The sequence below is a fragment of the Actinomadura bangladeshensis genome, assembly GCF_004348335.1.
Taxonomy (GTDB): Bacteria; Actinomycetota; Actinomycetes; order Streptosporangiales; family Streptosporangiaceae; genus Spirillospora; species Spirillospora bangladeshensis.
Genome location: NZ_SMJW01000035.1, coordinates 1 through 17,191, shown reverse-complemented (window position 1 = coordinate 17,191; position 17,191 = coordinate 1). Strand labels below are relative to the sequence as shown.

Here is a 17,191-nt window from a genome sequence, read left to right as displayed (position 1 = left end):
CACCTCCGTGGAAGGCGACCCTACGAACCTAATCCGCGGTTGAATGCCGTACTAGCCCCTGGCATCGCTTATTTACCGACGTCTGGGGGAATGCTGGCTAATGCACGCGAAGGAGAACCGACCAGGTTATCGGACCGACGATGCCGTCGTCATCCACCTTGCCCCACCGCTGGACCGCCTTCACGGCCTGCTCGGTGACGTCGTCGAACGTCCCGGTCATCCGCACCTCGGGATGGCTGCGCGCCTGGAGCAGCCCCTGCACGCTCTGCACGTGCTCGCCCTTGTCGCCCTTGCTCATCTCGGGGAGCTTCCTCACCATGTCCTCCGTCCAGTTGCCCCCGCCGTACGCGGGCCGTCCGTAACCGGCGATCACGCCGGAGCCGCGCACGCGGCGCTTCACCGCGTCGCCGGTGTTTCCCTCGATGGTCTGCAGCCGCCCACCGCCGAGCACGGCTTCGACCACGCCGACGTGGTCGATCGCGCCGATGCTGTTGCCGGCGCCCCAGTCGAAGAACACGATGTCGCCGGGCTTCGCCCGGTTGACGCCCGCGGTGGTCCCGCTGTGCCAGCGCCCGGCCTTCTGGAGATCGCGTGCGTGCCACACGGTGTAGGCGCGGTCTCCGCCCGGCAGGGCGGCGGATGCGTTCCCGCTGTGCCGCGCCCAGTAGGTGACGGCCATGTCGCACCAGGCGGCGCGCAGGAATTCGCTCCCGTGCCTGGACGCGTACTCCTTGGTAATGGTGTTCGGCCGACCCGACATTCCGAGCGATTTCCGGGCCTGACTGATCATTCCGCTCGCGCCCGTCGCCGCCGCGCTGATCGCAGTGCCGACTTCTGCGCCGCCTGCCGTGCCGATCAGTGCGGCGGCCCGGAAAACGCCGTCGTCGTCCGGGGCGCCGTACAGCTCCCGGAGGACCTGCTCCTCGTCGGCCTCGGTGGCGTGGTGGACGCCGTAATGGACGTCCACTTCGTCCATATGTACTACTTCGCTGGTATTTGTTTGATTTTGGGGGGTCACGTGCTCCTCCAGGAGCGTCGACTCGACCGCGCCCGTTCCGGGGCGGCTCCCGTCCGACCGTATCGGGGTAACCCTCTTCTTCTCCTATTTCCGCAATGAAACACATGCAACCGTCAATTCAGGGTCTCTATCAGGCAAGACGTCGGATGGTCACCGGACGGTGCGGACGATCCGGGGGAGGAGGGCGCTATGTTCCTCTTCTCCTCATCGCGACTCGGTTGTCTGGGTTCGCTGATCGTGACGCTCGTCCTGAGCGGCATCGTCTACCTGATCATCAGCCGCTGATCCCGCAACGCCGGTGTGTGATCGAGACGCCGGTGAGCGGCTCGCCCGTGATCGGTTTGACAAGGCGCGGCGGTGCGTGTCTTCTTGTGTTCGTGACCCAGCGTGCGTCGACCGACAGCCCCGTGGCCCTGCGCCGCGCGGCCAGCGCGCTGTGTCCTTCGTGTTGTCGCTGAATCCGCTTCTCACCGGCCGACATCCGTACACGCGACACCAGTACACGAAGGACCTTTCCCGTGGACCTTTCCGTGGTTCCCGATCTCACCATGCACGGCCAGGACGACCCGCACGGTCGTGCGCTCGGCGTCCGTCCCCCGACCGTGGGCCAGCTCGCCGCCCGCGTCCGGGACCTGGCGGCCCGCCCGGACGAGTGGTGGCGGCTCGTCCGGTTCGACGCAGCCGAGCCCCGGCACATCCCGCTGGACGACGAGGCCGGGCCGGCCACCGGGCCGACCGTCTGGCTGACCACATGGCCGCCCGGTCACGGCGGGACGGTCCACGGCGGCGTCAGCACCCTCGTCGCGGGCGAGCTGGCCGTCGTCACGATCACCGAGCGCGGCGTCACCGAGCGGCCGCTGCGCGCCAACCGCGTCCGCGTGCACGGCGCCTCGCAGGCGCTGACGAACCCCGGCCCTGCCTTCGCCGTCACCCTCCACGCCCAGTCGCCCGCACGCTGAGGCCGGTCAGCGCGGGTCAGCGCGGGTCGTCGGTGAGGTACCGGGAGGCGGCCTCGCGGCCGATCAGCGGGAGCAGCGCGAAGTAGGTCAGGGACGGCAGCAGCGACGGGAGCTCGTCGGCCGCGCCCGTCTCCATCTGGACGTGGATCGCGCTGTAGATGCCGCCGACGATCGCGTCCACCACGGCCCCCGGGACGGGCGGCAGGGACCCACCGGTGAGGAAGTCGCGGAACCGGGCGAGGTTGTCCAGGCGCGCCTGCCGGACCCGCGGCCCCGCGGCGTTCACCTCCACCAGCGACACCCGGGCGAAGCGGGGCTCGCGGGCCAGTACGGCGAGCAGCGTGCGCAGCGCGGCGTGGATGCCGTCCGGCCGGTCGGCGGCGGACTCGTACGCCTGCGTCATGCGCGCGAGCAGGATGTCCATGCCGCGCTGGTAGGCGGCGAGGAAGCAGTCGTCGAGGTCGGTGAAGTGCGCGTAGAACGTCTTCTTCGTGACGCCCGCGCCCTCGGTGACCCGGCTGATCGTGGTGTGCGCGTAGCCGCGCTCGGAGACGACCTGGACGAACGCGTCGATCAGCCGCTCGCGCTGGATGCCGGCGACGGTCTCGGGGGAGAGGCCGTGCCGTCCCGGTTTGATCGCCCGGCCCGGGTCCAGCGCCGATCGAGACCCGGGCAGCACGTCCGTGCATCCCGCCTCCGGTGTCCCGGTCTGCCCTGACATCCGACTCCATTCCGTCACCTGCCGTCGGGATCACACTACTTCCCGTTCCGGGGGCCGGGGGAGATCGGGCGGACCGGTCAGCGCAGGTCGCGGCGGCGGGCGCGGGTCAGCACCCGGACGGTCCCGACCACGCCGAGTCCGATCAGCACCACCGGGGCGAGCACCGTCGCGGGCACGATCGCCTCCTCCGCCAGCCCCTCCGCGAGGAACAGCCCCGCGAGGACCAGGAAGAACAGCCCGGTCACCGGGCCCGCCGGGTCGAACCGGAACCGCTTGGCCATGTCCACTCCAGACTCGTCGTCAGCCGCGCTCTCGTTAACCACGGTGCACGTCCACGTCGCCGACCTTGCCGCGGATCCGCAGTTCGATCACCGGCGGGTTCGCGCCGGGCGTCTCCGGTTCCAGGACGCGGGTGACCTTGGCGTTCGGGCCGCTGGTCGTCCGGTGCTGGATGTTCAGGTCGCCGAGCGTGATCCGGGCGTCCACCATGACGCGGGCGGCGGCCGGCAGCGTGACCGCGAGCCCGCCGAGACCGACCTGCGCGTCGATCGTGATGCGCTGGCCCGGGGTCATCGGAAGGGCGGTCAGGTCGAGGTCGGCCTGGCCGACGCCGACCTTGTAGGTCTGGGTCGTCTGTGCCACGTCGGTGGGACGCCAGTCGATGTCCCCGTAACTGGCGTTGCGCGGCATGTCGCCCACCACCGTCGTCGTCAGCAGTCCGAGGGTCAGCAGGGTGCCCGCCGTGGCGAGCCCGTGGGTGCGGAACCAGCCGCCGACGACGAGGCCGAGCCCGATGACCGCGAGCGCGGGCGCCATGACGATCATCCAGGAGTCGGGGGCCGGGTGGCCCTTGGCGACGGGGATCATCGCCGCACCCGCGGCCATGGCGGCCAGCAGCGTGATCGCCGCCGCCGGAGCCGAGCCGCCCCGCCCGTCGTTCTTCTGCGTCGTCCGGGACTTCGGCGCCGCGGGGAGATCGTCGGCGAGGGCGTCGGCGCGGGTGGCCGAGTACGCGGCGAGGTCGACCATGCCCAGGGGCAGGCCGCCGCTCGCCGGCTCCGGCCGGGACAGGTCCTTGTAGAGGGACACGCCGCCGACGACGACGTCCTCCGACCGCGTCCACGCGGCGGACGGCTCCGGCGGGTGCCCGGCCAGCCGCTCGGGGACCGACCGCGCCGCCGCCACCAGGTCCGTCCCGCGCGAGTGCGCCACCACCAGCACCAGCCCGAACACCACCAGGGCGGCCATGGTGTCGGTGTAGGCGCCGCCGAGCAGGGTGAACGCGACGCTGACGCACAGCAGCGCGCCGAGGACCGACAGGACGGCCTGCGCGTCGAACCACCGCTTGAACAGCTGCTCCGCGAGCGACGACTCGCCGGGGCTCGCGGGCATCAGCAGCGCCGCCGCGACGTAGAGGAAGATCCCCTGCCCGTGCGCCAGCACGAGGATCGCGAAGCCGACGCGGAAGACGACCGGGTCGATGCCGGTGTAGCGGCCGAGACCGGTGCACACGCCGGCGAGCAGCCGCCGGTCGGCGTCGCGCGCCAGCCGCTGGTAGCCCCGGTCCGAGCGCTCCCGCATCGTCTGCCCGCCCGCGTCCTGCCCGCTCGCCCTCTCCGCGCCCGCGGCCGACCGGCCCGCGTACGGCTCGCCGGTGCTCTGCTCGCCCGTGCTGTGCTCGCCGGTGCTCTGCTTCGCCGTGTCCTGCGGGCCCGTGTCCTGCTCGCTCGGGTTCTGCGCGCGGTCGTTCCGCCCGCCGTCGTTCCGCTCGCCGTCCATGCCTGCCATCGTGGCCTCTCACCCGCGGCGGGCGGTATCGGGGACGTCCCTGAGCGGACCCTGAGCCGGATCCAGGGCCGGTCCCTGATGCGGTTCCCGCGCGGACGCGAGACGATCGATGACGTGGGAGTACCAAGGGAAGGGCGGCGGTGAGCCAGGAGGCGCCGGGCGGGGCGACGGCGGCGGAGCGACCGGACGCCGTGCCGCTGCGGCCGCCGGCGCTGGAGCGCGTCGCCGAGGGCAGGCTCGTGGCCGGTGTGTGCCGCGGTCTGGCCGCGCATCTGGGCGTGGACGTCCTGCTCATCCGGGCCGCGTTCGTGCTGCTGACGGTGGCGAGCGGGCTCGGCGTCGCCGCGTACGCCGCGTTCTGGATCCTGGTGCCCGCGCCCGAGGCGGTTCCGCCGGCCGAGCAGGCGGCGCCGGCGGGCGAGACCGCGAAGACCGGGCGCCTGCGCGGCCGGGACTGGGGCCAGCTGCTCGCCTACGCGGCGCTCACGCTGGGCCTCGCGGTGCTGCCGTGGGGCGCGGCCAGGGTCGTCCAGTGGGCGCTGTGGCCGTTCGTCGTCGGCGGCGTCGGCGCCGCGATCCTGTGGCAGCAGGCCGACCGCGACCAGCGGCAGCGGTGGACGCTGCCGCTCCGCCAGCGCTGGCTGCGCAGCCTGATGGGCCTGCTGCTGGTGGTCGGCGGCATCGGCGGCGTCGTCGTGCAGAACGTGGAGGCCGCCCAGGCGCGGTCCGTGATCGTCGCCATGCTGATCATCCTGACCGGGGTCGCGGTGATCGTGACGCCGTGGGTAGTGCGGCTCTGGCAGGACCTGGACGCCGAGCGGCACGAGCGCATCCGCTCCCAGGAGCGCGCCGAGCTGGCCGCGCACCTCCACGACTCGGTGCTGCACACGCTGACGCTGATCCAGCGGAACGCGCACGACACGCGGGAGGTGCAGCGGCTCGCCCGGTCCCAGGAGCGGACCCTGCGGACGTGGCTGTACCAGCCGCGCGCCGACCCCGACCAGACGTTCGCCGCCGCGATCAGGGAGATCGCCGGGGAGGTCGAGGACGACCACGGCGTGCCGATCGAGATCGTCTGCGTGGGCGACACGGCGCTGGACGAGCGGCTCGGCGCGGCGCTGCAGGCCGCGCGGGAGGCGATGGTGAACGCCGCGAAGTACTCCGAGGCGCCGTCGGTGTCGGTGTACGCGGAGGTGGAGAGCGACGAGATCGCCGTGTTCGTCCGCGACCGCGGCAAGGGATTCGACCTGGACGCGGTCCCGGCGGACCGGATGGGCGTCCGGGGGTCCATCATCGGACGTATGGAGCGCAACGGCGGCAAGGCGACGGTGCGCACCGCGCCGGGCGAGGGCACCGAGGTGCGGCTGGAGATGAAGAAGTCATGAGCGAGGCGTTGAAGCGGGTCGTGCTGGTCGACGACCACCAGATGTTCCGGACCGGCGTCAAGGCGGAGCTGGGCGGCGGCGTGGAGATCGTCGGCGAGGCGGGCGACGTCGACGAGGCGGTCGCGGTGATCCGAGCGGCCCGGCCGGACGTGGTGCTGCTGGACGTCCACCTGCCCGGCGGCGGGGGCATCGAGGTGCTGCGGCGGCTGCACGGCGCCGTCCCGTCCAAGTTCCTCGCCCTGTCGGTGTCGGACGCGGCGGAGGACGTCATCGGCGTCGTCCGCGGCGGCGCGCGCGGCTACGTCACCAAGACGATCTCGGGCCCGGAGCTGACGGACGCGATCGGCCGGGTCGCGGAGGGCGACGCGGTGTTCTCGCCCCGCCTCGCCGGATTCGTCTTGGACGCGTTCGCCGCCACGGACGTCCCGGCGGTCGACCCCGAGCTGGACCAGATCACCCAGCGGGAGCGGGAGGTCCTGCGGCTGATCGCGCGCGGCTACGCCTACAAGGAGATCGCGAAGGAGCTGTTCATCTCGGTGAAGACGGTGGAAACGCACGTGAGCAGCGTGCTGCGCAAGCTCCAGCTGTCGAACCGGCACGAACTCTCCCGCTGGGCGGCCGCCCGCCGACTCGTCTAGAACGGCCCGGCGGTCGCGGCGTCTCTCAGCGCGAGTCGCGCAGGGTGCTCACCACCATCTCGGCGACGTGCTCGACCGTCGCCACTCCGGCCCCCATCGTCGGGCTGTCCCCGCTGCACACCGCGATGAGGAAGTCGTGGTCGCGTCCGGTGATGCGGCCGATGCTGTTCACCGCCCAGCCGTGCCCCTGGTGGTAGACCGGCGTCCACCCGTTCTTCAGCGCCACCCTCTCGCCCGGACGGGCCGCCGCGCTCACTCCCCACGCCTGCTCGCGCAGGACGGAACCCATCAGGCTCAGGATGTACGCGCGTCCCGACGCGTTGATGGGGCTCTCGGCCGACACCAGGTTCGCGAGCAGGCGCACCTGATCGGCCGGCGTCGTCAGGGACGAACCCCACGACCCCGGGAACGGCGTCGTGTTCTTCAGGGCGAAGCTCTTGTTGGCCTTCCGCACGCCGCCGCTGCCGCCCGCCGCGGAGTACAGGGCGTCCGCCGCGCCGTTGTCGCTCTCCCGGATCATGTGCCCGGCCAGTTCCCGCTGTCCCCGCGTCAGGGCGCGGCGGTCGCGCTGCCGCTGCAGGACGAGGCTCGACAGGATGTCGACCTTCATGATGCTGGCGGTGACGAACCGGCCCTTTGCGTTCTCCCCGAAGGTCAGCCCTGTGCGCAGGTCCGTCGCCATGACCCCGGCCTTGCCCGGACGGGTGCCGATGTAGGCGCGGACGGCCTGGGCCAGCGCCGGCCGGTCGAACGGCCGGGTCACTTCCTTCGCCGCGGCCGCTCCCTGCCCGACCGTGACGGCCTGGTCCGCTGCGGTGGTGACGCCGGTCCTGCGGGCCGGTGCGTCGGAGACGACCCAGTGGGCGGCGAGCCCCGCCCCGGTGGCGCCCGCGGCCAAAGCGAGCACGATGATACGACGCCGCATCGATCCCCCCGAATCCGTGCGACCAGTGGTGATGACGCCTAAAGCGCGCGGGCTCCTAGAGGACGCCCGGAAGGCGGGCGGGGCAGCCCGGTTCGCAGCGCTCGGAGTGCCAGGCGACCCGGCGCGCGTAGGTCCCGAAGCGGCGGCGCAGCGCCGCCCGCGTGAACGGACCGGTGCCGGGGAACGCCTCGAGCTCGCCGCGCCAGCGGATCAGCGTGCGGCCGCCGGCGTAGGGCTCCAGCGTGACGTCCGCCAGGACGCGGCGCCGCGGCGGCCCGGCCAGCGCGACGTACCCGTAGTGCCGCGGCGGGTCCCAGGCCACGACCTCCTCGCGCCAGGGCGGGACGGACCGGACGGCCCCGATCCCGTTCGGGTGCTCGGTCCCGTCGGCCTCGCGCCGCGCGCGGATCCAGAAACCGCCCCACTCGCCCCACGCCTCGGCGACGCACAGATGCTTGAAGATCACATCCGGCCCGGCGCGGGAGGTGGCGGTCGCTTCGATCTCTTCGGACATGACAACCCCCGTGTTCTGTCACACGGGGTGGATGCCCGATCTGCAGTCAATTACGGCCTGTAAGTAACTGCATTTGGAGCGTGACCGGAAAGCCTTGGGAGATCAGACGGCGCCGACGGTAGATCAACGGGGCGACGGCACGCCGTGTCGACCGCGGATCAGGCGGTGTCGACCACCTGGAAGGATTCGGCGAGCCGTCCCTCGGAGAGGCCGGCCGCCGCGGCGTTGGCGCCGAGCCAGCCGCGCAGCATCTCCGGCAGCCCGTCGCCCATGTGCCCGGTCTGGCTCACGTGCGCGCGCAGTGCGTTCACCTTCCGCTCGAACTGCTCGGTGATGTCGACGTAGTGGTTCACGACCGGACCACCGCTGATCCACACCTCCCGCGCCGTCCACGCCTCCAGGCCCTCGTCGGCGAGCAGTTCCGGGAACGCGTACGGGTTGCGGGCGTCGGGGTAGACGGCGTCGAGCGCAGCCGAGCCGACCGCCCGGTGGTCGGGGTGGCTCGGGTAGATCCGCTCGTAGTTGCGCTCCGGGCTCGGCATCAGCACCCGGTCCGGCCGCACCTGCCGGATCACCCGGGCGATGTCGCGGCGCAGGTCCAGCGTCGCCTCGACCCTGCCGTCGGAGTACCCGAGGAACCGGACGTCGCTCACGCCGACGCACTTGGCCGCCGCGCGCTGCTCCTCCCGGCGCAGCGTCGCCATCTCCTTGCGGGACACGGTGTCGTCGAAGCCGCCCGCGTCGCCGTCGGTCACCATGAGGTAGACGACCTCGATGCCCCGGTCGGTCCAGCCGGCGATCGTCCCGGCCGCGCCGAAGTCGACGTCGTCGGGGTGAGCCATCACGACCAGGATCCGCTGCACATTGCCGTCCTCCAGCCCCCGCCCACCGCCATTCAAGGGACGAGCTCCGCTCGGCTCACCGTCGTCTAGAACGTTGGTCACGGTTTCAACCATAAGGTCAGTGAACGATTCGGGCACGTCCGAAGATCGGGAACTTCTCGCGCGGACGTGCGTGACGGCCGTGCGGAACCGCCTTACAGCGAGGTCAGCGCGGTGAGCAGGCGTTCCTGGAACGCCCGCACGTCGCTGCCGACGGCGATTTTCGCCGGGCGGCGGACGTCCTCGGCGGGCAGCGACCGCGCGTCCCACACGGTGGTGCCGCGCGTCAGCTCGCCGTGCAGCTCCACCCGGACGGGACGGTGGGCGTACTCGCCGAGCCCCGGATCGACGGCCAGCATCGCGGCGAGCGCGTCGTGGATGACCGCGCCCCGGCGCTTCAGCGTCGGCGTATAGGCGACCTCGTAGAACTTCAGGATGCGGGCCGCGAACTGCGCGACCTCGCTCTCGTGGGCGGCCAGCCGGTCGAGCCAGTCGTCGTGGACGGCGGTCGGGTGCGTGGCGTCCAGCGGCACCAGCACGACCGGCCAGTCCGCCGCGAACACCAGGTCGGCGGCCTCCGGGTCGTGCCAGATGTTCGCCTCGGCGTGCGTCGTGATGTTGCCGGGGTGGTCGAACGCGCCGCCCATGACCACGACCTCGCGGACCAGCGACGGCAGCTCGCCGTCCAGCAGCAGCGCCGCGCCCAGGTTCGTCAGCGGACCGGTCGCCAGCAGCGTCAGCTCGCCGGGCCGCTCGCGGGCCAGCCGGACGATCTGCGCGGGCGCCGGCTCGGCGGCGGGCCGTCCGGCCGGGTCGGGCAGGTGCGTGTCGCCGAGGCCGTCCGTCCCGTGCCAGTCGAGCGCGTAGTGGACGTTCTGCGCCATCGGCCGGGCCGCGCCGACCGCGACCGGCACGCCCTCGGTGATCCCCGCCGCCTCCAGCACGCGCAGCGTGTTCAGCGCGCCGGTCAGCGGGTCGATGTTGCCGTGCACCGTGCCGACGCCGACCAGCTCCGCCTCGCCCGCCCGGACGAGGGAGGCCAGGTACAGCAGCGTCATCGCGTCGTCGATGCCGGTGTCGCAGTCGTACAGGAACGTCGGTCTTGTGCTCACGGACGGGCTCACGGATGAAACCTATACGGACCGTGCGAACCCGGCCGATCGCCGATTGGGTCTGGGAGGCGGCGCCGGACGCGGGTAGAGCATGAGACATGCGCAAACTCATCAACGCCCCGGCGGACGTGGTCTCCGACGCGCTGCGCGGACTGGCCGCCGCGCATCCGTCGCTCACTGTCGATCCGGAGAACGGCACCGTCGTGCGGGCGGACGCGCCGCGCACCGGGAAGGTCGCCCTGGTGTCGGGCGGCGGGTCCGGTCACGAGCCGCTGCACGCCGGGTTCGTCGGCTTCGGCATGCTGGACGCGGCCTGCTGCGGCGAGGTGTTCACCTCCCCGGTGCCCGACCAGATCATCGCGGCGACGATGGCGGTGAACGGCGGCGCCGGCGTCCTCCATATCGTCAAGAACTACACCGGCGATGTCATGAATTTCCAGCTGGCCGCCGAGCTGGCCGAGGACGAGGACATCGAGGTCACGTCGGTCATCATCGACGACGACGTGGCCGTTGAGGACAGCACGTTCACGGCGGGGCGGCGCGGAACGGGCGCCACGCTGTTCGCCGAGAAGATCGCCGGTGCGCTCGCCGAGGAGGGCGCCGCGCTGGACGCCGTCGCCGCGGTCGCGCGGGAGGTGAACGAGCGCAGCCGGTCGTTCGGTGTCGCGCTGTCGTCCTGCACGGTCCCGGCCGCCGGGACGCCCACGTTCGAGCTGGGCGAGGACGAGATGGAGCTCGGCATCGGCATCCACGGGGAGCCCGGCCGGGAGCGGGCCAAGATCGGCACGGCGGCGGAGATCGTGGACGCGTCGCTCAGCGCGATCGACGCGGACGTGCCGCTGTCCGGGTCCGAGGTGCTGGTGCTGGTCAACGGGATGGGCGGCACCCCGCTGATCGAGCAGTACATCGCCTACGCGGCGGCGGCCGAGTGGCTGGAGGGGCACGGCGCGACCGTCGTCCGCCGCCTCGTCGGCCCGTACGTGACCAGCCTGGAGATGGCCGGCTGCATGATCAGCGTGTGCCGGGTGACGCCCGAGCTGACCCGGCTCTGGGACGCGCCGGTCGAGACGCCGGGGCTGCGGTGGGGCCGGTGAACGGGGCGGTGCCCGTGCACGGAGCCGGCCTCGGCGCCTGGATCAGGCACGCCGCCGAACTGGTGTCGGCGGACGCCGAACGGCTCACCCGGCTGGACGCGGCCATCGGCGACGGCGACCACGGCCACAACCTCGACCGCGGCTTCCGCGCCGCCGTCGAGGCTCTCCCCGCGGACGCTCCGCCGGGAAAGGTGCTGGTCGCGGCCGGGCGGGCGATCGTGTCCAAGACCGGCGGCGCGTCCGGCCCGCTCTACGGGACGCTGCTGCGCCGCGCCGGCAAGGCGCTCGGCGACGCCGACGAGGTCGACGCCGCCGCGCTCGGTTCCGCGCTCCGGGCCGGGCTGGACGGCGTCCGCGACCTCGGCAAGGCCGCCGACGGCGACAAGACGATGGTCGACGCGCTGGCACCGGCCGTCGCGGCCTACGAGGCGGCGCTGGCCGACGGCTCCGACCTGGCCGGATGCGTGCGCGCCGCCGCCGACGCCGCCGCCCAGGGCGCGGACGACACCGTCCCGATGCAGGCGCGCAAGGGGCGGGCCAGCTATCTCGGGCCGCGCAGCGTCGGGCACATGGACCCGGGCGCCTCGTCCACCGCGCTGATCCTGCGCGGGCTCGCCGATGTGACGCAGGCCGATGCGGCGGGGGAGGGCTGACATGGTCGGCATCGTGATCATCTCGCACAGCCGGACGCTGGCCGAGGGCGTCGCCGAGGTCGCCCGCGCGATGGGCGTCGGCAAGGCCGTCGTCGAACCCGCCGGCGGCGACGCCGAGGGACGGCTCGGCACCAGCATCGACCTGGTCGAGCAGGCCGTCGCCACCGCGAACGAGGGCGAGGGTGTGGTCCTGCTGGCCGACCTCGGCAGCTCCGTCCTCACCGCGAAGATGCTGATCGAGGACGCCGACGGCGACGACGTGCTGCTCGCGGACGCGCCGCTCGTCGAGGGCGCGGTCGCCGCCGCCTCGATGGCAGCGACGGGCGCCGACCTCGCCGCCGTCCACGCCGCGGCCGAGTCCGCCCGCGACCACCGCAAGACGTCCTGACGCCCCGGTTCCGGCGGGCCGGGCGACCGGCCCGCGCGGGACGGGACGCGGCGGGGCGGGGCGGCTGTCCACATGCTGCCGCGGGGGCCGGACTTCGGGACGCGCCGAAAACGTCCGCGCCGCGCCGTAGACTCGCACGTGATGTCGAAGACCGAAGCTCACCCCTTGCTCGATGGCCTCAACCCGCAGCAGCGCGCCGCCGTCGTGCACTCCGGCGGCCCGCTGCTGATCGTCGCGGGCGCCGGCTCGGGCAAGACCCGGGTGCTCACGCACCGCATCGCGTACCTGCTCGGCCAGCGGGACGCGCACCCCGGCCAGATCCTCGCGATCACCTTCACCAACAAGGCCGCCGCCGAGATGAAGGAGCGCGTCGGCGCCCTCGTCGGGCCGCGCTCGCGCGCCATGTGGGTGATGACGTTCCACTCCGCGTGCGTGCGGATCCTGCGCCGCGAGGCCAAGCGCCTCGGCTTCCCCACGAGCTTCTCGATCTACGACCAGGCCGACGCGAACCGGCTGATGGCGCTGGTCTGCCGCGAGCTCGACCTCGACCCGAAGCGGTACCCGCCGAAGTCGTTCAGCGCCCAGGTGTCCAACCTGAAGAACGAGCTGATCGACTACGAGACGTTCAAGAACCGTGCGTCCACGCACATGGAGCAGACGCTCGCCGAGGCGTACGAGATGTACCAGGCGCGGCTCCAGCAGGCCGGCGCGATGGACTTCGACGACCTGATCATGATGACGGTCAACCTGCTGCAGGTCTTCCCGGAGGCCGCCGAGCACTACCGGCGGCGGTTCCGGCACGTCCTGGTCGACGAGTACCAGGACACCAACCACGCGCAGTACGAGCTCGTCCGCGAGCTGACGGCCCCTATCGCGGTTGCCGGGGGGTCTGGGGGGTCGTCCCCCCAGGGAGAGCACGTCGAGGGGGTGGGCGCTGCGGAGCTGTGCGTCGTCGGCGACGCCGACCAGTCGATCTACGCGTTCCGCGGTGCGACGATCCGCAACATCCTGGAGTTCGAGCGCGACTACCCGGACGCGACCACGATCCTGCTGGAGCAGAACTACCGCTCCACGCAGACGATCCTGTCGGCGGCGAACGCGGTCATCGAGCGCAACCCGCGCCCCCGGCCGAAGCGGCTGTGGTCCGACCAGGGCGAGGGCCACAAGATCACCGGCTATGTGGCCGACAACGAGCACGACGAGGCCGCGTTCGTCGCGCACGAGGTCGACCGGCTCACCGACGACGGCGACGCCCGTCCCGGCGACGTCGCCGTCTTCTACCGCACCAACGCCCAGTCGCGCGTCTTCGAGGAAGTGTTCATCCGCGTCGGGCTGCCCTACAAGGTCGTCGGCGGCGTCCGCTTCTACGAGCGCAAGGAGATCCGCGATGCGCTCGCCTACCTGCGCTGCCTCGCCAACCCCGAGGACACCGTCTCCCTGCGGCGCATCCTGAACGTCCCCAAGCGCGGCATCGGCGACCGCGCCGAAGCGTGCGTCGAGGCGTACGCGTCCCGCGAGCGGATCTCGTTCTGGCAGGCCCTCCGCGTGCCCGCGGACGTGCCCGGCATGGCGACCCGCTCCATCAACGCCGTCCGCGAGTTCGTCACGATGATGGACGAGCTGCGCAACGCCGCCGAGACGCTCACCCCCGCCGACCTCCTCACCGAGGTCCTGAAGGTCAGCGGCTACCTGGAGGAGCTCCAGAACTCCAAGGACCCGCAGGACGAGACCCGCGTCGAGAACCTCCAGGAACTCGAAGCCGTCGCCCGCGAATTCGAGGAGCGCCTCGACGGCGAATCGGCCGAGGGCCGCCTCCCCGAATTCCTCGAGCAGGTCGCGCTGGTGGCCGACGCCGACTCCATTCCCGGCGGCGCGAAGGGCGGCCCCGTCCCGCCCGGCGAGCAGCCCGAGGAGACCGACCAGGGCGTCGTCACGCTGATGACCCTGCACACCGCGAAGGGCCTCGAATTCCCGGTCGTTTTCCTGACCGGAATGGAGGACGGCGTTTTCCCGCACCTGCGCGCCATGAGCAACCCCAAGGAACTCGAAGAGGAGCGCCGCCTCGCCTACGTCGGCATCACCCGCGCCCGGCAGCGCCTCTACGTCTCCCGCGCCGCGATGCGCAGCTCCTGGGGCGCGCCGCAGGTCAACCCGCCGTCGCGGTTCCTGGGCGAGGTGCCGACGACCCTCGTCGAATGGGAACGCGAAGCGTCGTCGATGTCCACTCCGGCGATGTCGAGAATGGCGGAACGCCCGGGCACCCGCTCGCCGGGGAACCGCGCCGTCCCGTCCCTTTCCCCCGGCGACAAGGTCACCCACGACGCCTTCGGCCTGGGCACCGTCGTCTCCGTCTACGACCGCGGCGAGAAGGCCAGCGTCGATTTCGGCGGCGAATACGGCGTCCGCACCCTGGTCCTCCGCTTCGCCACCATTGAGAAACTCTGAGGCGTCTCGCCCATAGGACTGTCACCGCCGTGGTGTAGATCTCGTCCCGGTGAAGGGAGACGGGATGGCGCTGACCAACGAGCAGGTGAACGAGCACGCGTTCCTCAAGGAGATGTACGAGGACGACTACTACCCGGCCCGCGTCGTCGACAAGGGCCGGACGATCCTGATGAGGCTCTGCGAGCGGATCGAGGCCGAGCGGCCGGCCGACCTGGCGGCGCTGTATCTGCTCACGCACGCGGCCACGGAGGAGTTCAACGTCCTGGAGGAGGAGTTCCTCGCGGCGGACAGCGAGATCGAGACCGTCGCGAGAGACGCCATCGGCATGGAGTTCTGGTTCGTCGCGACCGCCTACGGCTTCGCGGACGCGGACACCGAAGAGCTGATCGCTCCCAGGAACTGGTGACCCCGGCCGAGTAGCGGTCGTCGGGCGGGGCGGCGGAGTCGGTTCCGAGGGCGCGCGTGCTGATCGTCATGCCACCGGCCTCGCAGCGTTGCCCCGCCTCCTCAGCGTGCCGCGGCCAGGGACGTGAGGAAGGCGTCGAGCATGGCGATCTGGCGGTCGGGTGGGAAGCGGTCCGGGTCGAAGAGGGCGTGGACGACGAGGCCGTGCGCGAACGCGGCGGCGGACGCGACGATGTCGTCCACGTCGCTGGAAGCGGGCAGTTCGCCGAGTGAGACGGCCGCGGCCACATGCGGGCGGAGGCGGCCGCGCCAGTTGTCGTAGCGGTCCTTCTGGCGGGACGCGAGGGCGGGATCGGCGAGCGAGACGTCCCAGGAGCTGACCCATACGCGGTTCATGTCCGTCCCGGCGGGGGTGAGGCTGAGGACGTCGAGGAGGGCGGCGCGCAGGGCCGCCAAACCGGGCGGCGCCGTGCGCAGCGGGCGGTTCCCGGTGCGTTCGTCGGCCACGTCGAGGGCGTGCGCGACGAGGGCCTTCTTGTTCGGGAAGTAGTGGGTGAGCAGGCCGGTGGAGGCGCCCATCTCCGCCGCGACGGCGCGCAGTGTCAGCCCGCCGAAGCCGTGCTCGGCGAGGACGCGCCAGACGGCCTCGGACACGTCCCGGCGGCGGGCGTCGTGATCACCTCGGGCGGGCATTCCCGTAGGGTACATAACAAACGTTCGGTACGTATCTCGGGAGGCCCCATGTTCGCTCGTACGCTCGCCGAAGGCGCGGAGCTCCGGCCGCTGGAGCCGTGGCGGGCGGCCGAGTTCGCCGCGCACGTGGACCGGGTGCGCGCCGACATCCGCGAGTACATCCCGTTCGCCGGGACGGTCGTGGACGAGCCCGCGGCGCGGCGGTTCCTGCAGGCGTACGCCGACAAGCAGGCGAGGGACGCGGCGCGCATCTACGGCATCTGGGTGGACGGCGTCCTCCAGGGCGGCACGCTGTTCCGGACGTTCGACGCCGCGCGGGGCGTCTGCGAGGCGGGCGTGTGGCTCGCGGCGGAGGCGCGGGGGCGCGGGCTGGTGACCGGGGCCGTCCGCCTCATGATCGACTGGGCGTTCGGCGAGCGCGGCCTGCACCGGGTCGAGTGGCTCTGCGACCCGCGCAACACCGCCAGCGCGGCCGTCGCGGAGCGGCTCGGCATGACGTGCGAGGGCGTCCACCGGCAGGCGTTCAAGCTGGACGGCGAGCACCGCGACGTGCAGGTCTGGGCCCTCCTCGCCGACGAGTGGACCTCGTGACACCCTCGTGACGCGCTCATGAAGCCCGCATAACGTCCCCCGGGCACCGCTAGGGTAATCAGTGATCTCCACTTAACTCCTTACCCCCCGGAGTCCCCGTGCACGCCGAGCAGGTGCTCATGCTGCTGGCCGCCGCCGTCGCGGCCGGCTGGATCGACGCGGTGGTCGGCGGGGGCGGGCTCATCCAGTTGCCTGCGCTGCTGCTGGCCAACCCCGGGCAGCCGGTCGCGGCCGCGCTCGCCACCAACAAGCTCGGCTCGATCGCGGGCACCGCCTCGGCCGCGGTCGCCTATGCGCGCAAGGCCAAGCCGGACGTCCGCGTCGCCGTCCCGGCGGGCGTGCTCGCGGTGTGCTGTGCGGCGGGCGGGGCGCTGTGCGCGTCGGCGATCTCCTCGGACGTGCTGAAACCGGTCATCATGGTGGTGCTGCTGGCCGTCGCCGCGATCGTCGTGCTGAGGCCGGACCTCGGCCGGGAGCCGCGCACCGTGCTGCGGACCCGCCGCCGGGTCGCCGCCGCCGTCCTCGTCCCGGGCGTCGCGATCGCCTTCTACGACGGGCTGGTCGGGCCGGGCACCGGGACGTTCCTGGTCGTCGCGTTCACCGCGCTGCTCGGCCTGGACTTCGTGGACGCGTCCGCCACCTCGAAGATCATCAACGCGTGCACCAACCTCGGCGCGCTGGTCGTCTTCGCGGCGCAGGGGCACGTGCTGTGGGCGGTCGGCCTGGGCATGGCCGCCGCCAACGCGGTCGGCGCGCAGCTCGGGGCCCGCATGGCGATCAGGCGCGGCGCCGGCTTCGTGCGGATCGTCCTGCTCTGCGTCGTCAGCGCCCTCGTCGCGAAACTGGCCTACGAGCAGTTCGGCTAGCGCGGTGTCACCGGGTGCGTTGACTTGCGGCGTGTTGTTGTTATGAGCGCGCCGAAAGCAACAACACGCCGCAGGTCAACGAGGTGGCGGCCGGCTCGGCGGGCGGGCTAGGGGA

19 protein-coding genes are annotated in these 17,191 nt (G+C 72.3%); 10 read left to right on the top strand and 9 right to left on the bottom strand.

Going from position 1 to position 17,191, the window contains the following annotated elements:
* Positions 1-97: 97 nt before the first annotated feature.
* A complete protein-coding gene (locus E1284_RS09675) occupies positions 98-976 on the bottom strand; it encodes a CHAP domain-containing protein (RefSeq protein WP_243714369.1) in 879 nt (292 codons plus the stop codon).
* Positions 977-1,536: 560 nt separating this feature from the next.
* Between E1284_RS09675 and E1284_RS09670 the strand changes: the two genes are divergently transcribed.
* A complete protein-coding gene (locus E1284_RS09670; protein ID WP_131938678.1) occupies positions 1,537-1,977 on the top strand; it encodes a cysteine dioxygenase in 441 nt (146 codons plus the stop codon).
* A 16-nt stretch (positions 1,978-1,993) separates the two neighbouring features.
* On the opposite strand, the gene E1284_RS09665 is transcribed toward E1284_RS09670, so the two are convergent.
* From E1284_RS09665 to E1284_RS09655, 3 genes are all read right to left on the bottom strand, one after another.
* Complete coding sequence (locus E1284_RS09665; protein WP_131938677.1) at positions 1,994-2,698, bottom strand: TetR/AcrR family transcriptional regulator; 705 nt, start codon at positions 2,696-2,698, stop codon at positions 1,994-1,996.
* 77 nt (positions 2,699-2,775) lie between these two features.
* The gene (locus E1284_RS09660; RefSeq protein WP_131938676.1) at positions 2,776-2,979 is read right to left on the bottom strand and encodes a hypothetical protein; all 204 of its coding nucleotides are present in this window, start codon (positions 2,977-2,979) and stop codon (positions 2,776-2,778) included.
* A gap of 34 nt (positions 2,980-3,013) precedes the next feature.
* Positions 3,014-4,477 (bottom strand): PspC domain-containing protein, encoded by a 1,464-nt coding sequence (locus E1284_RS09655; RefSeq protein ID WP_131938675.1) that lies wholly within the window; start codon positions 4,475-4,477, stop codon positions 3,014-3,016.
* Positions 4,478-4,698: 221 nt separating this feature from the next.
* Between E1284_RS09655 and E1284_RS09650 the strand changes: the two genes are divergently transcribed.
* Both E1284_RS09650 and E1284_RS09645 read left to right on the top strand, forming a co-directional pair.
* Positions 4,699-5,871 (top strand): ATP-binding protein, encoded by a 1,173-nt coding sequence (locus E1284_RS09650; RefSeq protein ID WP_131938702.1) that lies wholly within the window; start codon positions 4,699-4,701, stop codon positions 5,869-5,871.
* Positions 5,868-6,509 (top strand): LuxR C-terminal-related transcriptional regulator, encoded by a 642-nt coding sequence (locus E1284_RS09645; RefSeq protein WP_131938674.1) that lies wholly within the window; start codon positions 5,868-5,870, stop codon positions 6,507-6,509. Before E1284_RS09650 ends, E1284_RS09645 begins: the two co-directional genes overlap by 4 nt.
* Positions 6,510-6,534: 25 nt before the next feature.
* Here the strand turns inward: E1284_RS09645 and E1284_RS09640 are convergent, their stop codons facing one another.
* The 4 genes from E1284_RS09640 to E1284_RS09625 all read right to left on the bottom strand — a co-directional run bounded on the left by E1284_RS09640 (position 6,535) and on the right by E1284_RS09625 (position 9,941).
* A complete protein-coding gene (locus E1284_RS09640; RefSeq protein WP_131938673.1) occupies positions 6,535-7,434 on the bottom strand; it encodes a serine hydrolase in 900 nt (299 codons plus the stop codon).
* Between the two features lie 55 nt (positions 7,435-7,489).
* Positions 7,490-7,948, bottom strand: a complete 459-nt coding sequence (locus E1284_RS09635; protein WP_131938672.1) for an SRPBCC family protein — start codon at positions 7,946-7,948, stop codon at positions 7,490-7,492.
* A 158-nt stretch (positions 7,949-8,106) separates the two neighbouring features.
* Positions 8,107-8,790, bottom strand: a complete 684-nt coding sequence (locus tag E1284_RS09630) for a PIG-L deacetylase family protein (protein WP_243714371.1) — start codon at positions 8,788-8,790, stop codon at positions 8,107-8,109.
* A gap of 194 nt (positions 8,791-8,984) precedes the next feature.
* On the bottom strand, positions 8,985-9,941 hold the full coding sequence (locus tag E1284_RS09625) for a nucleoside hydrolase (protein WP_243714368.1): 957 nt from the start codon (positions 9,939-9,941) through the stop codon (positions 8,985-8,987).
* A 98-nt stretch (positions 9,942-10,039) separates the two neighbouring features.
* Between E1284_RS09625 and dhaK the strand changes: the two genes are divergently transcribed.
* From dhaK to E1284_RS09600, 5 genes are all read left to right on the top strand, one after another.
* The gene (gene dhaK / locus E1284_RS09620) at positions 10,040-11,035 is read left to right on the top strand and encodes a dihydroxyacetone kinase subunit DhaK (protein ID WP_131938670.1); all 996 of its coding nucleotides are present in this window, start codon (positions 10,040-10,042) and stop codon (positions 11,033-11,035) included.
* Positions 11,032-11,688: a dihydroxyacetone kinase subunit DhaL gene (gene dhaL, locus E1284_RS09615; protein WP_243714367.1), complete on the top strand. Its 657-nt coding sequence runs from the start codon at positions 11,032-11,034 to the stop codon at positions 11,686-11,688. The genes dhaK and dhaL overlap by 4 nt, the downstream gene beginning before the upstream one ends.
* Position 11,689: 1 nt before the next feature.
* Positions 11,690-12,076: a dihydroxyacetone kinase phosphoryl donor subunit DhaM gene (dhaM, locus tag E1284_RS09610; protein WP_207923660.1), complete on the top strand. Its 387-nt coding sequence runs from the start codon at positions 11,690-11,692 to the stop codon at positions 12,074-12,076.
* Positions 12,077-12,217: 141 nt separating this feature from the next.
* Positions 12,218-14,521 carry a DNA helicase PcrA gene (gene pcrA / locus E1284_RS09605; protein ID WP_165965194.1) on the top strand — a complete coding sequence of 768 codons (2,304 nt, stop codon included), beginning with the start codon at positions 12,218-12,220 and terminating at the stop codon, positions 14,519-14,521.
* A 64-nt stretch (positions 14,522-14,585) separates the two neighbouring features.
* Positions 14,586-14,927, top strand: coding sequence for a DUF5713 family protein (locus E1284_RS09600; RefSeq protein WP_131938668.1), 342 nt, complete (start codon positions 14,586-14,588; stop codon positions 14,925-14,927).
* Between the two features lie 101 nt (positions 14,928-15,028).
* Here the strand turns inward: E1284_RS09600 and E1284_RS09595 are convergent, their stop codons facing one another.
* Positions 15,029-15,619, bottom strand: a complete 591-nt coding sequence (locus E1284_RS09595) for a TetR/AcrR family transcriptional regulator (RefSeq protein WP_131938667.1) — start codon at positions 15,617-15,619, stop codon at positions 15,029-15,031.
* A 48-nt stretch (positions 15,620-15,667) separates the two neighbouring features.
* Between E1284_RS09595 and E1284_RS09590 the strand changes: the two genes are divergently transcribed.
* The gene (locus E1284_RS09590) at positions 15,668-16,210 is read left to right on the top strand and encodes a GNAT family N-acetyltransferase (RefSeq protein WP_131938666.1); all 543 of its coding nucleotides are present in this window, start codon (positions 15,668-15,670) and stop codon (positions 16,208-16,210) included.
* A 119-nt stretch (positions 16,211-16,329) separates the two neighbouring features.
* Entirely contained in the window at positions 16,330-17,076 is a 747-nt protein-coding gene (locus E1284_RS09585; protein WP_424923479.1) for a TSUP family transporter, read from the top strand.
* The last annotated feature ends 115 nt before the right edge of the window (positions 17,077-17,191 follow it).

What these genes read in the sequence shown, in the direction of transcription:
- E1284_RS09635 (WP_131938672.1), bottom strand. Translation starts at nt 7,948, where the DNA reads ATGTCCGAAGAGATCGAAGCGACCGCCACCTCCCGCGCCGGGCCGGAT.
- dhaM (WP_207923660.1), top strand. Translation starts at nt 11,690, where the DNA reads ATGGTCGGCATCGTGATCATCTCGCACAGCCGGACGCTGGCCGAGGGC.
- E1284_RS09630 (WP_243714371.1), bottom strand. Translation starts at nt 8,790, where the DNA reads ATGGCTCACCCCGACGACGTCGACTTCGGCGCGGCCGGGACGATCGCC.
- E1284_RS09660 (WP_131938676.1), bottom strand. Translation starts at nt 2,979, where the DNA reads ATGGCCAAGCGGTTCCGGTTCGACCCGGCGGGCCCGGTGACCGGGCTG.
- pcrA (WP_165965194.1), top strand. Translation starts at nt 12,218, where the DNA reads ATGTCGAAGACCGAAGCTCACCCCTTGCTCGATGGCCTCAACCCGCAG.
- E1284_RS09645 (WP_131938674.1), top strand. Translation starts at nt 5,868, where the DNA reads ATGAGCGAGGCGTTGAAGCGGGTCGTGCTGGTCGACGACCACCAGATG.
- E1284_RS09665 (WP_131938677.1), bottom strand. Translation starts at nt 2,698, where the DNA reads ATGTCAGGGCAGACCGGGACACCGGAGGCGGGATGCACGGACGTGCTG.
- E1284_RS09655 (WP_131938675.1), bottom strand. Translation starts at nt 4,477, where the DNA reads ATGGACGGCGAGCGGAACGACGGCGGGCGGAACGACCGCGCGCAGAAC.
- E1284_RS09675 (WP_243714369.1), bottom strand. Translation starts at nt 976, where the DNA reads ATGGACGAAGTGGACGTCCATTACGGCGTCCACCACGCCACCGAGGCC.
- E1284_RS09595 (WP_131938667.1), bottom strand. Translation starts at nt 15,619, where the DNA reads ATGCCCGCCCGAGGTGATCACGACGCCCGCCGCCGGGACGTGTCCGAG.
- dhaK (WP_131938670.1), top strand. Translation starts at nt 10,040, where the DNA reads ATGCGCAAACTCATCAACGCCCCGGCGGACGTGGTCTCCGACGCGCTG.
- E1284_RS09590 (WP_131938666.1), top strand. Translation starts at nt 15,668, where the DNA reads ATGTTCGCTCGTACGCTCGCCGAAGGCGCGGAGCTCCGGCCGCTGGAG.
- E1284_RS09640 (WP_131938673.1), bottom strand. Translation starts at nt 7,434, where the DNA reads ATGCGGCGTCGTATCATCGTGCTCGCTTTGGCCGCGGGCGCCACCGGG.
- E1284_RS09585 (WP_424923479.1), top strand. Translation starts at nt 16,330, where the DNA reads ATGCTGCTGGCCGCCGCCGTCGCGGCCGGCTGGATCGACGCGGTGGTC.
- E1284_RS09600 (WP_131938668.1), top strand. Translation starts at nt 14,586, where the DNA reads ATGGCGCTGACCAACGAGCAGGTGAACGAGCACGCGTTCCTCAAGGAG.